At 62.0% G+C, this 17,156-nt stretch carries 11 protein-coding genes and 1 pseudogene; 11 read left to right on the plus strand and 1 reads right to left on the minus strand.

Going from position 1 to position 17,156, the window contains the following annotated elements:
- The first annotated feature begins 1,266 nt into the window (after positions 1-1,266).
- The 8 genes and pseudogenes from OXU42_17920 (at position 1,267) to OXU42_17955 (ending at position 13,853) form a co-directional block, all read left to right on the plus strand.
- Positions 1,267-4,470 carry a helicase-related protein gene (locus tag OXU42_17920; protein ID MDE0031265.1) on the plus strand — a complete coding sequence of 1,068 codons (3,204 nt, stop codon included), beginning with the start codon at positions 1,267-1,269 and terminating at the stop codon, positions 4,468-4,470.
- Positions 4,460-6,307, plus strand: coding sequence for a DUF1998 domain-containing protein (locus OXU42_17925; protein ID MDE0031266.1), 1,848 nt, complete (start codon positions 4,460-4,462; stop codon positions 6,305-6,307). Before OXU42_17920 ends, OXU42_17925 begins: the two co-directional genes overlap by 11 nt.
- A 1-nt stretch (position 6,308) precedes the next feature.
- Positions 6,309-8,006 (plus strand): AAA family ATPase, encoded by a 1,698-nt coding sequence (locus OXU42_17930; GenBank protein ID MDE0031267.1) that lies wholly within the window; start codon positions 6,309-6,311, stop codon positions 8,004-8,006.
- A 128-nt stretch (positions 8,007-8,134) separates the two neighbouring features.
- Complete coding sequence (locus OXU42_17935) at positions 8,135-9,307, plus strand: restriction endonuclease (protein MDE0031268.1); 1,173 nt, start codon at positions 8,135-8,137, stop codon at positions 9,305-9,307.
- Between the two features lie 537 nt (positions 9,308-9,844).
- A pseudogene (locus OXU42_17940) lies at positions 9,845-11,016 on the plus strand (ATP-binding protein).
- Between the two features lie 224 nt (positions 11,017-11,240).
- Complete coding sequence (gene typA / locus OXU42_17945; protein ID MDE0031269.1) at positions 11,241-13,100, plus strand: translational GTPase TypA; 1,860 nt, start codon at positions 11,241-11,243, stop codon at positions 13,098-13,100.
- Positions 13,101-13,233: 133 nt separating this feature from the next.
- Positions 13,234-13,461, plus strand: a complete 228-nt coding sequence (locus tag OXU42_17950; protein ID MDE0031270.1) for a hypothetical protein — start codon at positions 13,234-13,236, stop codon at positions 13,459-13,461.
- A complete protein-coding gene (locus OXU42_17955; GenBank protein MDE0031271.1) occupies positions 13,458-13,853 on the plus strand; it encodes a type II toxin-antitoxin system death-on-curing family toxin in 396 nt (131 codons plus the stop codon). Before OXU42_17950 ends, OXU42_17955 begins: the two co-directional genes overlap by 4 nt.
- On the opposite strand, the gene OXU42_17960 is transcribed toward OXU42_17955, so the two are convergent.
- The gene (locus tag OXU42_17960) at positions 13,832-14,908 is read right to left on the minus strand and encodes an amidohydrolase family protein (protein MDE0031272.1); all 1,077 of its coding nucleotides are present in this window, start codon (positions 14,906-14,908) and stop codon (positions 13,832-13,834) included. The genes OXU42_17955 and OXU42_17960 overlap by 22 nt on opposite strands.
- A 95-nt stretch (positions 14,909-15,003) precedes the next feature.
- Between OXU42_17960 and OXU42_17965 the strand changes: the two genes are divergently transcribed.
- The 3 genes from OXU42_17965 to OXU42_17975 are packed head-to-tail and all read left to right on the plus strand — an operon-like array spanning position 15,004 to position 17,139.
- Entirely contained in the window at positions 15,004-15,744 is a 741-nt protein-coding gene (locus OXU42_17965; GenBank protein MDE0031273.1) for a GntR family transcriptional regulator, read from the plus strand.
- Positions 15,737-16,129: a hypothetical protein gene (locus OXU42_17970; protein ID MDE0031274.1), complete on the plus strand. Its 393-nt coding sequence runs from the start codon at positions 15,737-15,739 to the stop codon at positions 16,127-16,129. The genes OXU42_17965 and OXU42_17970 overlap by 8 nt, the downstream gene beginning before the upstream one ends.
- Before the next feature lie 8 nt (positions 16,130-16,137).
- Positions 16,138-17,139 (plus strand): hypothetical protein, encoded by a 1,002-nt coding sequence (locus tag OXU42_17975; GenBank protein MDE0031275.1) that lies wholly within the window; start codon positions 16,138-16,140, stop codon positions 17,137-17,139.
- Positions 17,140-17,156: the final 17 nt, after the last annotated feature.

Consider the following 17,156-nt stretch of genomic DNA (forward strand, 5'->3'; position numbering starts at 1 on the left):
CTTGACTCGGTGCGAGCAGAGGCTACGCCACCCACACGAAATCCTGAAGACCCACAATTTTCTCCGATACCCGCCGTAAAATACTCACTGCTTCGGGCAACTCGGAGAACAAGCTCGCTGAAATCAGGGACGAGATCATCAGCCTCGCACATGGCGAAGCGCCGCGGATTGACGATGCGGCGCTGGCAGAGGTCGAAAATGCCTTCATCCTGTATCGCAGGCGCTGCGACGTACTGCTGACCAGCTCAAGGCTTACGAAAAACGGCATTCCACATCGTGTGCGAATGTCGGGGCTGCCTGTGTGCCTCGCGCCGTGGATCGGCGCTGCATTGTCTGAACATACCGAACCTGACTTGAGTAGAGGCAGGTTCGAGGAGTTGTGGGCCGATAGGGTGCGCGGTACGTACCTCGAAACATGCGGTGTTGATTTAGCATGGGCAAACTTGGTGCGGATGGCAGGGCGCACACATACAGTAGTGGACATGCGACTGTTGCGGCGACGTCTGGGGCGCAAACAGCCACCAGCGGAACTATGTCACGCCGAGTTGGGGCTCCGTGGCCCCATTGTCGGCACGATTCACGCCTCCAAGGGCCGAGAAGCGGACGTGGTACATCTGATGCTGCCTGTGACAGACAACCAGAATATCGACCATGACGAAGAGGCGCGGGTTGTGTTTGTAGGTGCGACACGCGGACGTTCCAGGCTGTTGGTCGGCCGCGGCTATCGCCAGTATACCGGCCGGATCGAGGCTTCCGGTAGAACGTATTCCCTCAAGACAAGAGACAATAGGCCGCGCGCCCAGGTCGAAATAGGTCGAAGCTTCGATATCGCCGCCAACGGCTTGGCCGGTCGCAGCTTCTTCGCGGACGCTGAGACCGTACGAACCAGCCAAGCCCGAATCCGCAGTATTGCGAGCGAAATCGTGTCGCTCGTAGCCGAGAGCGATCGCGACGCGGGCTTCGCTTATCGGCTGAGGGAGGACGGACAGGGACCGTGCCTAGCTGTCCTGTCACAGAGTGTGAATGCCGACCTGTTTACTGTCGCCAAAGCCGTTCAGGCTAAGCTGGGCGGAGCGCGAAGGCGCCCACCCGACAGGATACGGTACCTGCATGTACACAGTGTACGCACCATCGTCCTGCCCCCGAGTGCGCAGGAAGGTGAGGCACTTCATGAGCCCTGGAGAAGCAGTGGCATCGTCCTGGCGCCCCTGGTTCTGGGCTACAGCACAGTGTTCTTCCCCCCAAGAGGCGGACAACGTAGGTAGAATGATGCGTGAAGCTCTGCTTGACCGACTAAAACGGGATCTGATCGGCCCGTATGCGCAGAACGAAGTCCTGAATTCGCGTCCGTCGGACGTCTATCTCACGGGAATCTTGTGGCCACACGAAACGCGCATGGGGGCTGAAGAAGACGAACATTTCGGTCTCTCCGGCGCCGAAGACGGCGAGACGGACGGCGGCGGAGAAGAGGAGGAAATCTCCCTCGCGGGCCTGAGCCGGCCTTGTTCCGCAGGCGTGTCTTTCGCCGCGCGCGCGGTGGAAGGTGGTGCAGACGTGGACGTGTCTGTTCGCTTCGCAACATATGAGCCTGTCACCGCCACCGAGTCTGAGGCCACATCCGGATCGGAAGCCGGCGAATCGGAAGAAGGTAGTCGCGCTTGGGGACGTACTGAATGGAGGCGCCACGCGTATGACATTTTGGTGGATGGGCCTGTGCTCCAAGGCGGACGGCCATTCATCGATCTGGAAACGCGTGGAGCGCCGCCGGGTGTCAAACTGCACGTGCGCACTATCCTGTGGCCGGGAGGTACGCTCGCCACAATCACCTTGCTGAACCAAGCCCAGCCAGAAAAAGACGAAGGTCGCGAGGGGATCGAGCGACTGACGCTGTTCCAGGTTCGCGTCGAAATTAGGCCTCGGCAGGGCACCGTGCTGGTGGCTCGGCCTTCGCGGCGTGCGGTTCTGGATGAGGAAGATCGCTCGGCAGCGCTTTTGTACCGGACCGCGCACGAGTTCGCTAATGGCCATACCTGTTCTGCCGAATGGGAGACTGGGCCGGACCCGGCAACGGCGAGTCTTGTCGCCACTTGCTGGACTCCCACAGCAACTGTCCCCGCAGCAAACACGGACGGCCATCCTGTCTTCGACACTCTGCGCGGAGACGAGAAGCACAAACCACTGTCGGCCCGATGGCTTGCTACGGCCGGGGTGGAGGAGCTGGCCGAGGCTTTACAGCAGCTCCCGACGGCCTACGGAAACTGGATAGGGACCAAGGAAACTGAAGCCACGTCGCTTCCTGAACGATTTCGGGAACCGGCTGAAAAGAACATCGCGGTGTGTCGCGAGGTCCAGACACGTATGGCTGCGGGCGCGATGCGCATTGCGGGAGACGCCGCAATGTCACAGGCTTTTAGGCTCGCCAATCTGGCGATGGATATTCAGCACGGTTGGGATCCGGAGAAAAGCAAACGTGGCCCGTTAAACTGGCGGCCGTTCCAGCTCGGTTTCATCCTGCTCGCGGCGGCATCGGTTGTGGACCGACAACATCCTGAACGCAAGTTCATGGACTTGCTCTGGTTTCCCACCGGCGGTGGCAAGACCGAGGCGTATCTTGCTCTGATTGCATTCCTCGCGTTTTTCAGACGCCTGTCCGCCGAAAACAGTCCGGACGAGGGTGATGGCGTCGCCGCGATCATGCGATACACGCTGCGGCTATTGACGACGCAGCAGTTCACACGCGCTGCTTCCGTCCTGCTTGCCTGCGAGGTGATTCGACGTGGGCGTATCCACGAGGCCGACGTGTCCCTTGGTGAGCTGGGACAAACTCCTTTTTCGATAGGGCTTTGGGTTGGCGGCGAGGCAGTACCGAACAGAGTAAGCGACGCTGCCGCCGCGCTGGGGGGCGCGCCAGATCAGCCGACGCCCAAACAGCTTGTGCAGTGCCCTGCCTGCCGGGAGCCGCTGACTTGGCAACACGACGAACCGGCCGATGCCATTCACGTACGATGCGAGAATGAAGAATGCCTCCTTTTTGATCCCGACGCCCCTCTCCCTGTCTGGACCGTGGACGAAGACGTGTATCGGATACGGCCGACACTGCTGATAGGCACTATTGACAAGTTTGCGCAGATCGTCCGACGCAAGGAAATCAATGGTCTCTTTGGCCTAAACACCGGCCAGACGCCCGATTTGATTCTCCAGGACGAGTTGCATCTGATCTCCGGACCGCTCGGCACGGTCGCCGGACTTTATGAAGCGGCTGTTGACCGTATGTTTTCGTCGAGCAGCAGTCGTCCGAAAATCATCGGGTCTACGGCCACAATTCGGCGTGCATCAGAACAGGTGGCTTCTCTGTTCGACCGCCAGACCGCACAGTTTCCACCGTCGTGTATCGACGCGGATGACTCTGCCTTTGCGGTGGTGGACCGGGCCGCACCTGGCCGCGAATACGTGGGTGTCACGACGGCGGGACGGTCGGCCAAATTCACTCTCCAGGCCGTAGCAGCATCCCTTCTTCAGTCCGCGTCCGGCGGCGCAACAGACGACGACGCCCGAGATCCGTACTGGACTCTGGTGTCGTATTTCAACTCGTTGCGCGAACTTGGCGGTGCACTCGTGCTGATGCAGGACGACGTTAACGACAGCCTTTCGCTCCTTGCGCAGCGGCGAAACGAGACATCTCGTCAACCCGAATTCATAGAGGAACTGACTTCGAGGCGCACTCAGGCCGAAGTCAGGGACATGCTGGACCGCCTCGCAATCCGCTGCGACGCCCAAGGAGCCCTCGATGTTGTCCTCGCGACCAACATGCTGAGCGTGGGAGTGGACATACCGCGTCTCGGCCTGATGCTCGTGAACGGTCAGCCCAAGGGCATTGCCGAATACATTCAAGCCACGAGCCGTGTGGGGCGCGGCGATGTACCCGGTCTCGTCGTCGCTGTGCTCAACAACGCAAAGGCCCGCGACCGATCGCACTACGAGAGCTTCCCAACTTGGCATGCGACGCTCTATCGAGATGTCGAACCGACGAGCGTTACGCCCTTCGCATCCCGGGCACGGGACCGGGCCCTGCACGCTGTGCTGGTGGCGCTGGTGCGGCATCTCGTTCCCGGTATGTTGGACAGACCCGCGCTGGACGACGATGCCGTCGAGGCTGCAAGGGACCTGATCAACGACATCGTTCAGAGATCCTCGGCGATTGATCCGCAGGAGACCGCCGTGCAGCTGGAGCTGGAACGCTGCCTCGACAAGTGGGAGTTCCGTGCCCCCAGCAGTTACTGGACGCGGCGGGTTGGCGGCTCCCTGTTGCAAGATGCGGAACGGGCTGCGACGCTCCGGGCGATGGGACGCTTGCCAGGAGAGGCTTGGCCGACATTGAACAATATGCGTAGCGTCGAGGCCTCAACGCGATTCAGACTCGCCGAACGGTTGCGAGAACGAGCACCAAGGGAAGAGGACGATGGCCAATAACCGACTCGGCGATTTGCGGAGAAGCGCCGCTGTCATGACATTCGGCCCGGGCTCGGTTGTGGACTTCCGTGCCGACGGTGCGCCTGTATCAGCCGTCTCGGCCGGACTTGAGGAATGGGATAAATCCTTCCCGCCGCCTGGTCTGGTCAACAGTCAACGGATCGCGGAGCCGAGGTTGCAGAGAAAGCTCTCCGTTGCAGGCTTTCGTCTGCCGCCTGTCGTCGACGAGAACTACCGGGACAAAGACGGCAATCCCGACCGCCGCACCCTCGTCGCGGCGCGGTTTCCAGAATGGCTTCAATGCCCGCAGTGTGACCGCCTCGCCCCGTCGGCCCGCTGGTCGCACGACCCCGGCCGGGCTTACCGTTATTGCGCGCCTTGTACGCGAAAGGCGCCTGGGCAACGCAAGGTCTTTGTGGTTCCGATCCGTTTCGTGATGGCATGTGCCAAGGGGCACCTGGACGATTTCCCGTGGCATATTTGGGTCGAGCACACAGAAGATTGTGAGAAAAAGGAGCGCGCCGATTTATTTCTGAGATCCCAACGACCGGGCTTAGCTGGGCTGATCCTGAGTTGCCGTGAATGCAACGCTCGACGATCCATGGACGGCGTTTTCAGCGCGCAGACATGGCGCGGCTTCCCTTGCCGAGGACGACGGCCGTGGCTCGCAGCTCCCAACGAAACATGCGACCGCGACCCGCGCACCGTGCAACGCGGCGCATCGAACCTCTACTTTCCGGTACTCGAGTCGGCACTGAGCATTCCCCCGTGGTCGGACGCACTTCAGGAAGCGCTCGGGGTCTACTGGAATTCGATTGTCAACACAAAGCCGGAAGACCGCGCCACGTTCATCCGCATTCTCGCCCAAGGCCAAGGCGAACTGGCGCCAGTTCTCAGGGAACTCGGCCTCAGCCCGGAGGAGTTGGGGCAGCAAATCGAAGACCGGCTTACTCGATACAATGATGATGCCATCTTGAATATACGCCAGGAGGAATATCGACAATTCCTGTTGGGGGCCGATACTGTAGGCACAGACGCACGTGAATTTGAAGTGCGGAATGTGCCTGTGCCCGACAGCTTGCGCCCCTTTCTAAGTCGCGTCGTCCGCGTTGTGCGGCTGCGCGAGGTACGTGCTTTAAAAGGCTTCACCCGCATTAATCCACCCGGAGACGAAGATAGTCCGGATATCGCCGCAATTTCCGTCCGCGAGCTGGATTGGCTTCCAGCGATCGAGGTTCGCGGTGAAGGTATTTTTCTGGCCTTTAATCAGCAGGCACTTGGCCTATGGGAAGTGCAGGAACTCGCGGTGCAGCGCGCGCGAAGTGTCCACGAGGCGTGGCGGATGGAATGGCGTCGGCGCCACGGGGATAGCGAACCCGCTTGGCAGATTACGCCGCGCTACTTGCTCGCCCATACTTTTGCCCATGCGCTCATGCGCCAGCTCACGCTGGAATGCGGGTACTCGACGGCGGCCCTGCGCGAGCGGCTCTATGTTAGCGATGGGAACGACGGCATGGCGGGCCTACTGATCTATACCGCCACCTCCGATTCGGACGGAACCCTTGGGGGTCTGCAACGGCAGGGGGAGGCCCACCGTATCCGACGAGCGGTCGAAGCGGCAATTGGGTCGATGGAATGGTGTTCTTCCGATCCCTTGTGCATCGAGGGCATGATCGCTGGTTCCGATGGGCTGTCCCTCGCCGCGTGCCACGCCTGTGTTCTTGCACCCGAAACTGCCTGTGAACAATACAACCGGTTTCTGGACAGAGCCGTGCTTTTGGGATTGCCGGCTGCGCCCGAAGTGGGTTTCTTCGCGCCACCAAAGGAGATTGCATGACATGGCGTTGATGTGGCCCCGTACATTGCCACCCGATGTTACGGGCAACACACTCCGGAGCACCGAGTGCGAGGTGTTCAGACGGTTGGAGGTTGTTCTTGATGATTCGTTCGTCGTCTTCTATTCGCGGCCTTGGCTCGGCCTCAAATCAGATGGTGAAGAGATCGACGGCGAATGCGATTTTATCGTCGCGCACGGCGAACTGGGGATGCTTACACTTGAGGTAAAGGGCGGTGCGGTTGCTTATGACCCGCGCACCAATCAGTGGACGAGCCGTGATCGTTGGAAGGTGACACACAACATCAAGAATCCGGTGCACCAGGCCAGAATTGCGAAATACGAGCTTCTAAAAAAGCTGAACACGTCTCCAGACTGGAAAGCCCGACGCATTCGGGCGCGCCACGGTGTTGTGCTTCCGCATTCCTCAACTCCGCAGGATGATCTCGGCCCAGATATGCCGCTGCGGATTTTCTGCTTCGCGGAGACATTCCAAGACGGATTCCAGGATTGGATTCTGAAACGCTTCGGCGAACCGCTGGCGAATGAAGGGCGCACCAGCAAGATGGGAGAAGACGGTCTCAAGGCGTTGGAGCAGTTCCTTGCGCGGCCGTTCCAGTTTCGCACGCCCCTTGGAACGCTATTGTCCCAAGACGATGCCGCTCTAGAGGTTCTCACGCAACAGCAGTTTCATATCCTGCGTGCGATTGAAGGCGTACCGCGCGTTGCGATCAGCGGCGCGGCAGGAACGGGGAAAACAGTGCTGGCAATGGAGGAAGCTAGGCGCTGCGCGGAAAGCGGGGCCCGCACCTTGTTCGTCTGCTATAACCGCGGTTTGGCAATCGAGGTCCGACGTCGCCTGAAGGACAGCCTGCCGGTTGCAGCGACGACGTTCCATGAGCTTTGCGCGGATTTGACCGTACGCGCGGGTGTCTCGCCTCCGGAAGGTGTTTCGGACAGACAGCTGTTTGAGGAAATCTGGCCGGAACACTTGATGGATGCATTCGAACGGCTTCCTGACGAAAGATACGATGCGATCATCGTTGACGAGGGACAGGATTTTTGGCCTCTGTGGTGGACGGCCGTCGAGGCAGGCCTGGGCAACGACGGTCTGAGGTTGCTTCGCATATTCTACGACAACAACCAGCGTGTGTACGCTAGTGCTAGCAATCTTCCCGAAGATGTTGATTTGGTCCCGATTCGCCTCACCCTGAACCTCCGGAACACACGGCGCATACACGAAATCGTGCGGCAACACTACAGAGGTCACGAGATCGAGCCGGTGGGTCCTGAAGGTGTCGATGTCCGCTGGATTAGAATCAATACGCTAGACGAGATCGGGCGTCGTATCTCCGAGTGCGTCGAGCGGCTTTACTCACTGGAACATGTGCCGCCTAGCAACATTGCTGTCCTCGGAGCCAACGAAACCGTGATCAAAAAGATCGGGCCGGGCAGCCGCGTGGGTAAGTTTCGTACGGTACGATGCGACCAACCGTCTAATGGGGGGATCGTCATGGACACCATCAGACGGTTCAAGGGTTTGGAGCGCGCGGTCGTCGTTATCGCTGCGACACCTGAAACTGTGACCGACAACGAACTGCCCTACGTCGCCCTCTCGCGAGCGCGCACACACTTGGTGATTGTTGGTACCGCAACAGTCCTCGACCGCATGCGTAGTATGACGGCTGCACCTATCCACTGATTGATCATTGTTCAATGTCGTGCACCGTTGATGTCCACGGAGCCAGCACAGACAGCAACCGAAGATGCTTCGCTAACGGGCTACGGCCGCGTAACATAACCCCATAGCGGTCAGACGCAGGGTAAGGAATGCAGCTCGTCCCTTTTACAAACGCTCACTCTGCTGATCTTTGGGTCGACGCGGTCTACCAAGGAGGCCGCACGGGGAACGCTGGGGACGACCCGTTGCCGCACCTTGTCCGCGTCAGCAACTCTGGTGGATTCCGGTATCGCGGTCAAGTCGACGAACTGGACCTGGTGGTCTTGACTTCTTCGGGCAAGGACCCAGACTGGCCGGACATGCTGGATCCGGAGACAGGTGTTTACACTTACTTCGGAGACAACAAAAGCGCTGGTCCGCTACACGAGACGCCCAGAAAGGGCAACGAGCTTCTTCGACGAATCTTCGATCTGGCGCATTCCGGCCTCGACGGACGCCGACAGGTACCTCCCATTTTCCTTTTCGAGAACACGGGTGAATGGAGAGATGTTAGATTTCTCGGACTAGCTGTTCCTGGCACCGCCGACCTCCGGGCATCTGAAGACCTTGTTGCCATCTGGAGGATTTCCAAAGGAAGTCGATTTCAGAACTATCGTGCCCGTTTCTCTGTTCTTAACACTCCAACGCTGTCACGGGCTTGGATAGAGGACATCATTGCCGGCAATCCCCACTCCTCCAACGCTCCTGAAGCATGGTCGACTTGGGTTCGAACCGGTCAACCGCGGTCGCTGTTCGCTACCAGATCACTAGAGTACAGGACCAAAGATGAACAAATTCCGAGACAGTCAAGAGACCTCGCCATCCTGAAAAGAGTTCACGAATACTTTCGAGAAAACTTTCACGCATTCGAGCGCTGTGCCGCCAAGTTTTCACGGCTACTTCTTCCCGATATCGCAGATATCGATTTGACACGGCCTTCTCGTGACGGCGGCCGCGACGGGATTGGAAGACTGCGCGTCGGGAGCGGACCATCCAGTATTTTGGTCGACTTTGCACTTGAGGCTAAGTGCTACAATGTTTCAGCAGGAGTAGGTGTAAAGGATATGTCTCGGTTGATTTCGCGACTGCGGCACCGACAGTTTGGCATTCTGGTAACAACCAGCTATGTTAACGTCCAAGCGTATCGAGAGATCAAAGAAGACCAGCATCCTATTATCGTCATCGCTGGCGTAGATATAGTAATGCTGTTGCGAAACGACGGTTACGCTGATCCAGGTTCGGTCCAAACGTGGCTAGAACAGAATTTCGTTCTTGAGAAGTAAACAAGCTTCGCGGTTGCCCTTCAGCCGAAAAAATCGGCAAATTGCCAATTGTTACAGAAGCGCCCGGAGGGCGAGTTCGCCCAGCGGAAGAACGTCATGATCGACTGGATGCTCCGCGAGAACCTCTGCACTCAGCTCCGGCGCGGGTCAAGCGCATTCTCGGAAGACACGGCCACCCACGTGACAAGCAGGGGAAGACCACCCGGGGCTGTGTTGGAACAGGCCGAAGCGCTATCCGCGGGCTGAGCTGCGTAAGCTGTGAATGTGCCGTGTGGCCCTGACAACGGGCCGAAGCGGAGCACCTAGCCGGCCTTGTACGCTACAGTAACCCTCTTCCCGATAAACCCGTTCCGGACTGGGACGCGGCGGAAGCCACATCGGCCCAGAAGAGCCGTCAGCCCCTATGTGCGGTTCCACATTGCATGACAACACCGATCTTGGCGGCTGCCGACCAAGGCACTAACACTTCCGTTTCCTCCATGATGAGTAATATTACTCATTATACTGAGTAAGAGACCGTACACACGACCCCGCGCCATGGACCTGCTCGCCCGGCTGCGGGAGCCGCGCCGTTTCCTCCAGATCATGACCGATGCGCGGCAGGTGGGCAAGACGACCCTGATCACACAGGTCGCCAGGCAGTCAGGACTGGCGCATCGCTTTGCCAGCGCGGACGAACCGACCTTGCGTGGACCGGAGTGGATAGCTCAACAGTGGGACGCGGCGAGGCTCATGGCGGACGATGCGGGTGCCGACGGTGCGCTGTTCCTCCTGGACGAGGTGCAGAAGGCGCCGAACTGGGCGGAAACGGTCAAACGCCTGTGGGATGAGGACACGCGGACCGGCCGCCGGCTCAAGGTGGTGCTGTCGGGTTCGGCGCAGCTTCTGATCGGACGGGATCTGACCGAGAGCCTTGCGGGGCGTTTCGAGCTCTTGCACCTTCCACACTGGAGCCTTCGCGAAATGCAGGCGGCTTTCGGTTGGTCCGCGGAGCAGTTCCTGTTCTACGGCGCCTATCCCGGTGCGGCGCCGCTGGCGAGACGGCCGGCCCGGTGGTCCCGCTACGTCCGCGACTCGCTCATCGAACCGACGATTGGCCGCGACGTGCTGCTGCTCTCCCGAGTGGACAAGCCGGCGTTGCTGCGCCGGTTGTTCGAACTGGGCTGTGCGTACTCGGGTCAGATCCTGTCCTACACCAAGATGCTGGGACAGCTCCGGACGCCGGCAACACCACGACGCTGGCTCACTACCTCGACCTGTTGGCCGGTGCGGGCATGTTGGCGGGTTTGCAGAAATATGCGGGTGCCACGGTGCGGTGGCGAGGTTCCAGCCCGAAGCTGCAAGTCCTCAATACGGCGCTGATGACCGCCGGATCAAGTCTCACCCTGGCACAGGCGCGCACGGACCGCGAGTTCTGGGGACGGCTGGTGGAGACCGCGGTGGGCGCGCATCTGGCGAATGCGGCGGCCTCGGGCACGTGCGAAGTCTTCTACTGGCGCGACCGCAACCGCGAGGTGGATTTCGTGGTGCGCGCGGGCCGGGCGGTGACGGCGATCGAAGTCAAGAGCGGCCGCACCCGCCAGACGCTGCCGGGAATGGCCGGCTTCGCCGAGGGTTTTCGCTCCGACCGCAGCCTGCTTGTGGGTGGTGACGGCATCGCCGCCGACGAGTTTCTGTCGAAGCCGGTGGAACACTGGGTGTGTCCATGACAGGAATCGCCGAAACCGTGTTCCCGCGGAGCCCCTAGGCCAGTCCTCCCAAACTTGCTAGAATCGTCGCTTCGGCACCACACGCCGTCGAAGCTCCGTTCCGAGCCGGAAACCGTCCGGAAATTCCGGCCATTTCCAGGGCGCTCAAGAAGACCGTAACCGGATTTGCGTGTCCGCACACGCCCGGACTGTTCGGGGGTGCGGGCGAAAGGGGAGAGCAACTGATGGACCTCGTCGCTTGCCGCGAGGCGGCGAATCTTCGGAACATCGCGATCATCGCGCACGTGGACCACGGCAAGACCACGCTGGTGGACGCGATGCTGTGGCAGAGCGGGACGTTCCGCGAGAACCAGGACGTGCGCGAGCGGGTGCTGGACTCCATGGACCTGGAGCGCGAGAAGGGCATCACGATCATGGCGAAGAACGCCTCCGTGACCTACCGCGGCGTCAAGGTCAACATCGCCGACACGCCGGGTCACGTGGATTTCGGGGGCGAGGTCGAACGCACCCTGCGCATGGTCGACGGGGTCATGCTGCTCGTGGACGCGGCGGAGGGGCCCATGCCCCAGACCCGCGCGGTGCTGGCGCAGGCGCTGGGACTGGGACTGCCGCCCATCGTGGTCATCAACAAGATCGACCGCCAGGACGCTCGCCCGGCGGAAGTCCTGAACGAGATCTACGACCTTTTCATCGACCTGGGCGCCACCGAGGAGCAGATCGAGTTTCCGGTCATCTACTCGGTCGCCCGACAGGGAAGATGCACCCCGTCGCCGGGCGGCGAGCTTACCGATCTGCGTCCGCTGTTCGAGGCGATCCTGGAGCACGTCCCGCCGCCCGCCGGGGAGCCGGACCGCCCGTTGCAGATCCTGGTCACCAACGTGGCGCCCGACGACTACCTCGGACCGCTGGCCATCGGCCGCGTGGTGGACGGCACGGTGCGGAACCGGCAGCCGGTGACCCTTTGCCGGCGTGACGGTTCGCAGACTCCGGCCGCGGTCGCGGAGCTGTTCATCTATGAAGGCCTCGGGCGCGTCCCGGTGCCGTCGGCCGGCCCCGGAGAGATCGTCGCGCTGGCGGGCATGAGCGGCATCGGGCTGGGGGAGAGCATCGCCGGCGGCGAGGACCCCAGGCCGCTGCCGGCGCTCGACGTGGAGGAACCGACGCTGTCGATGGAGTTCTCCATCAACGACTCCCCGTTCAGCGGAAAGGACGGCCGCTACCTGACCTCGCGCCAACTCCGGGCGCGTCTGCTCAAGGAGGCGGAGCACAACCTCGCCATCCGGGTGGAGCCCATCGAATCGTCCGACCGTTTCCTGGTGTACGGCCGGGGAGAATTGCAGCTCGCCGTCCTGATCGAGCAGATGCGGCGGGAAGGGTACGAGTTCTCGGTGGGCATGCCACGGGTGTTGACCCGCATGGTGGACGGTGCGGTCCACGAGCCATACGAGCTGGCCATCATCGAGACCGATGAGGAGTACCAGGGAATCGTGGTGCAGAAGCTCGGCGCGCGCAGGGGCGTCCTGGTCAAGCTGGCGGACCGCGGCTCGGGACGGGTCCGCCTGGAGATCGAGGTGCCCAGCCGCGGGCTGATCGGATACAGGACCGAGTTCCTCACCGACACCAAGGGCACGGGAACCCTCACGCACATGTTCGTCGGCTACCGGCCCTGGGCGGGCGACATCGTCCATCGTTCCACTGGCGCGCTGGTGGCCGACCGCAGGGGCCGCGTCACCGGTTATGCGATGGTCAACCTGCAGGAGCGCGGCGAGCTGTTCGTCGGGCCCACCGAGCCGGTGTACGGCGGCATGCTGGTGGGACAGAGCAGCCGCGACAAGGACATGGACGTGAACATCACCAAGGAGAAGAAGCTCACGAACATGCGCGCCTCCGTCCTCAAGGGCATCGAAAAGATCGTGCCTCCGCTGCGCATGTCCCTGGAGCAGGCCATCGAGTTCATCCGCCACGACGAGCTGATCGAAGTGACGCCGTGCAATCTCCGGCTGCGGAAGCGCCACCTGGACCCGAACGAACGGAGGTATCACGCCGTCCGTCAGGCCGACGTAGCCGCCGGCACCCACCCATAACCGCCGACTTGCCGTCGGCCGACCTTTCAATCAGCCGTACCCCAACCTTGCAATCAGCCGAAGCCGACGCACGCGGCGCTGCTCGAATAGGCAGGTCTTGACACGTCATGATTTGTCATGACATGTTCGAGCCATGTCCAAGACGCGTGAGAAATTCGCCACTCAGGTCAATTCCGAAATCTTGTCCACCATCCGCGCGATCGCCGAGCAGGAGGGCCGCCAGCTTCAGGCCCTCGTCGATGAGGCGCTGGCCGACCTGATCGAAAAACGAAAACACGGCCGGCCCCGGCCGCAGGTCATGGCAGCCTATCTCGCCAGCCATGACAAGTACGGCGAGCTCTACAAGAAGCTCGCCCAATGAGTGACTATCTTACGCTGGCTGAAGTCCTCGCCATTCACGCGGACCAGATCCAACGGTACGGAGGAACGGAAGGGATTCGGGATCCCGGTCTTCTGGAGGCGGCGCTCTATCGGCCGCAGACCGGCTACTACGCCGATCTCATCGAGGAAGCCGCCGCGTTGTGGGAGAGCCTCGCCCAGAACCATCCATTTCTTGACGGTAACAAGCGTGTGGCCTTTGCAGCCACGTACACGTTTCTCGCGATCAACGGAGCACGACTGACGGCGGACCCGGAAGAGGCCTACGCGTTCATCTCGGGGCTGTACGAATCCGGGAGGTTCCGTTTCGACGAGTTGGCGGCATGGCTCCGGCGCCATGTCGAAAGACCCCCTCAGGCGTCCGGCTCCTGGTAAAGCCTCTTGGCATTACCGCTCAGCACGGCTTCCTTGTCCTCCTCGGACAAGTCCTCGCGCGCCAGCAGTTCGTCGATCTCGTGGCGACACTTCGCCGCATCGAAGACTTCGTGCGGAAAGTCGCTGCCGAAGAGAAAGCCGTCCCGGCCGGCGTTCTGCACGGCGAAGCCGAGGCCGCCGTCGTCCACGTCGAAGCCGATGAAGATCCTTCCCTCGCGCATCTGTTTGCGGAAATAGTCGCTGGCTTTCTCCCCCAGCTTGGGGCCTCCGAGAATTTCGCCTTCCAGGTCCACCTGCATGTGGCCCTCGTGATGGGAACGGTCGAGCCGGTCCAGGAAGAAGGGCACCCAGGTGGAGCCCCCTTCGAGAAACCCCACGCGCAGCCCGGGGAACCGCTCGAAGACCCCGTGGGAGACCATGGCGGCCGCCTGGATCATGATGCCCATGGGATGCCCGATGGCGTGCACCGGATAGTAGGTGCTGAAGGTGTCCATGCCCAGGTGGTGCAGGGCGCCGACGTGCACCGCCAGGGAGCAGTTGAGCTTCTCCGCCTCCTCGTAGATGGGCCAGTAGAGCTTCGCTCCGAGGTGGTTCTGCAAGCCTTCTCCGTTGGAGGGCAGCATGGCTCCGATCATTCCCTGCTGCGTGACGGCGCGGTGCAGTTCCTCCACGGCCGCGTCCACGTCCTGGATCGGAATGAGGGCCACCCCCTTGAGCTTGGGGCTGCGGTTGAGGAACGTGTCGTAGAGCCAGTTGTTGTAGGCGCGGCAGGCGGCGATGGCCCATTCCATCGACACGAGCCGGCCCATGGCCAGGCCCCAGGTGGGATAGAGCACCGACCAGTCGATGCCCGTCTGCTCCAGGAACTCCAGCCACTCCTCCGGACCGGGATTGCCGAACTCCTTCTGCCCGAAGGACGGCTTCAGGTAGTGGAAATGGAGGTGGTCGAGCACGGGGAAGGTCTGCCACGCCCGGCAGCCCTTCGGCATGTACTTGACCAGTTCCTCGTTCCGGGCCAGTTCGTTCACGTGACCGTCGCCATCGATGACCTGCATGGAAAACCTCCCTTGACAGCGCCTGGGCAACTGTACTACTGACGGTTGTATACTGTTTTGTCGACAGTTTTGCACACTATTTTAAGGTGTCCGCCGTGTCAAGCTCTCGAAACAATCTCGTTCAGAAGGCCCTGGATCACCTCACCGGTGAGATCCTCGCCAACCGGTTGCGCCCCAACCAAAGCATCCGGGAGCCGGAGATCGCGGCGACGTTGGGCATCAGCCGCTCGCCCGTGCGGGAGGCGCTGCGCATCCTCGAGCGGGACGGTCTGGTGGTCTACCGGCAAGGACGCGGCACTTTCGTGGCCGACGTTACTCCGGAGGACGCGGACGAGCTTTACCTGATCCACGGGCACCTCATGGGGCTGGCGGTCAAGTTGGCGTGCCAGAAGATGACGGACGAGGACGTGACCGAACTGGAAGCGCTGGTTGCCGGGCTGGCCGCGGCGGCCGAGGAGGATGACCGGTCCGGCTTCCTTGCGGTCCGAAGCCGGGTCGAGCGTTTCATCGCCAGCAGGTCCCTGTCGCCCCGGCTGGCGCGCCTGATCGAGACCATGGGCTACCCCTGTGCGAGGTATCGGTCCTTCCACGTGGCGGTGCCCGGCTACATGAGCCACGTGGCGGAAGCCTACCGCGGCATCTGCATGGCCTTCCGCTCCAAGGACGAGGCAAGCGCGGAACAGTTGCGCGTCGACATCATCGACCTGGGACGGAGCCTGCTGCAGCGCTATTTCTTCGAGCCCTTGCAAGGCCGGGCGGAGCCGCCGGCCGCCGGTTCCCCGCGCGGGCCGTACGACGGCGACGCGGACGTGAAGGAGAGGGCGCGGAATGGATGAGGCCGCGCTCTTCGCCGCGCGCCGCCTCCTGGTTTACGTGGAGGACCTGGAGGCGGCCGCCGACTACTACGGCAACGTGCTGGGGTTTGTCCGCCAGGGAGGGGTCGCGGGCGTGAACCATGAATTCTCCACTTCCGGGCCGCCGCTGGTCCTGCACGAAGGCGGCCGTGCGGCGCGCGAGCCTCGCGGCCGGGTCGGCTTCGTCCCCAGTTTCCAGGTGGCCGACGGGATCTCCGACCTGATCGAGACCTACAGGCAGCGAGGGGTCTCCATCGTTCACGAGGTGCTGGAGGTTTCGCACGGGTGGATCGCCTTCATCGCGGACCTGGAGGGCAACGTGATCCAGATCTACCAGGCCAAGGACAGCACACTAGAGCACGGTTAGAGGATTCGATGTCGTCCCTGCTGCTTCAGATCCCCGACGTTTGCTGGACCCGGGCCTTGCTCGACGGGAGCGTCCAGGTGGATGGTTTCCCCGTCGAGTGGGAGCCCGCGGTGTTCGACGCGAGAACGTCGAGGCGGTTGCGCGGCGAGGTGGAGGAACAGTACGTCGGCACCGAGCAGGTCATCCCCGATTTCCTCGTCCGGCTTTCCAAGGGGCTGGAACAGAGCTTGGTGGCCCTCCCGGTCTTCGTGACCCGGGGCATGGTTCACCGGAAGCTCGTCATGCGGCGCGGCCTGGCGCCGGCGGACCTTCGCGGCCGTAGGGTCGGCATGGGGCGGGTGCTGGGGGCCACCAGCGTGTTCGTCCGGGGCTTGCTGGCCGACGACTTCGGCGTCGAGCGGAAGGACGTGCGCTGGGTGGCGGCCGAGCCCGTCGAAAGCGATGGGGCCATGGGTGGTGAGTGGGACTGCCTGTCCGAGCGGGGCCGGTTCAAGTCCTCGGAGCTTCTGCCCCGGCTTGCCTCCGGTGACCTGGACGCGGTCATCTATCCCGGCGGCGCGGGCGGCCACTGGTTCAACTGGGTCGCGGCCGCGGATGCGGGCAAGAGCCCGGACCCGTACGGCGACCTGGAGGCGATGGTGGCGGGCAGCGCCGATCTCTGCTTCCCCATCGGAGACGCTCCGGCGCACGTCTCGTGGTTCAAGCGGACGGAGATCTATCCCCTTTACCACTTCCTGGCGCTGCGGCGTGAGGTCGCCGAAAAGAACCGGGGTCTCGGCGAGGCCGTGGTGGACGCATGCGACCGGGCGGCCCTCGCGGCCACCCGTTACATGAGCGCGGACGAGCAGGGTTCCCGCGAGCGTGAGCTGGAACTGCTGGGAGCCGATCCGAACCGATGCCATGCGACTCCGTTGCATGTGCGCACGGTGGAAACGTGCATGGACTACCTGGCCGCCGACGGACTGCTGCCGCGCCGGCCGTCCATGGCCGACATATTCCCGTTCAACTAGGGTGGTTCACCAGACAC

This window comes from Deltaproteobacteria bacterium (assembly GCA_028818775.1).
Lineage (GTDB): Bacteria > Desulfobacterota > Binatia > UBA9968 > JAJDTQ01 > JAJDTQ01.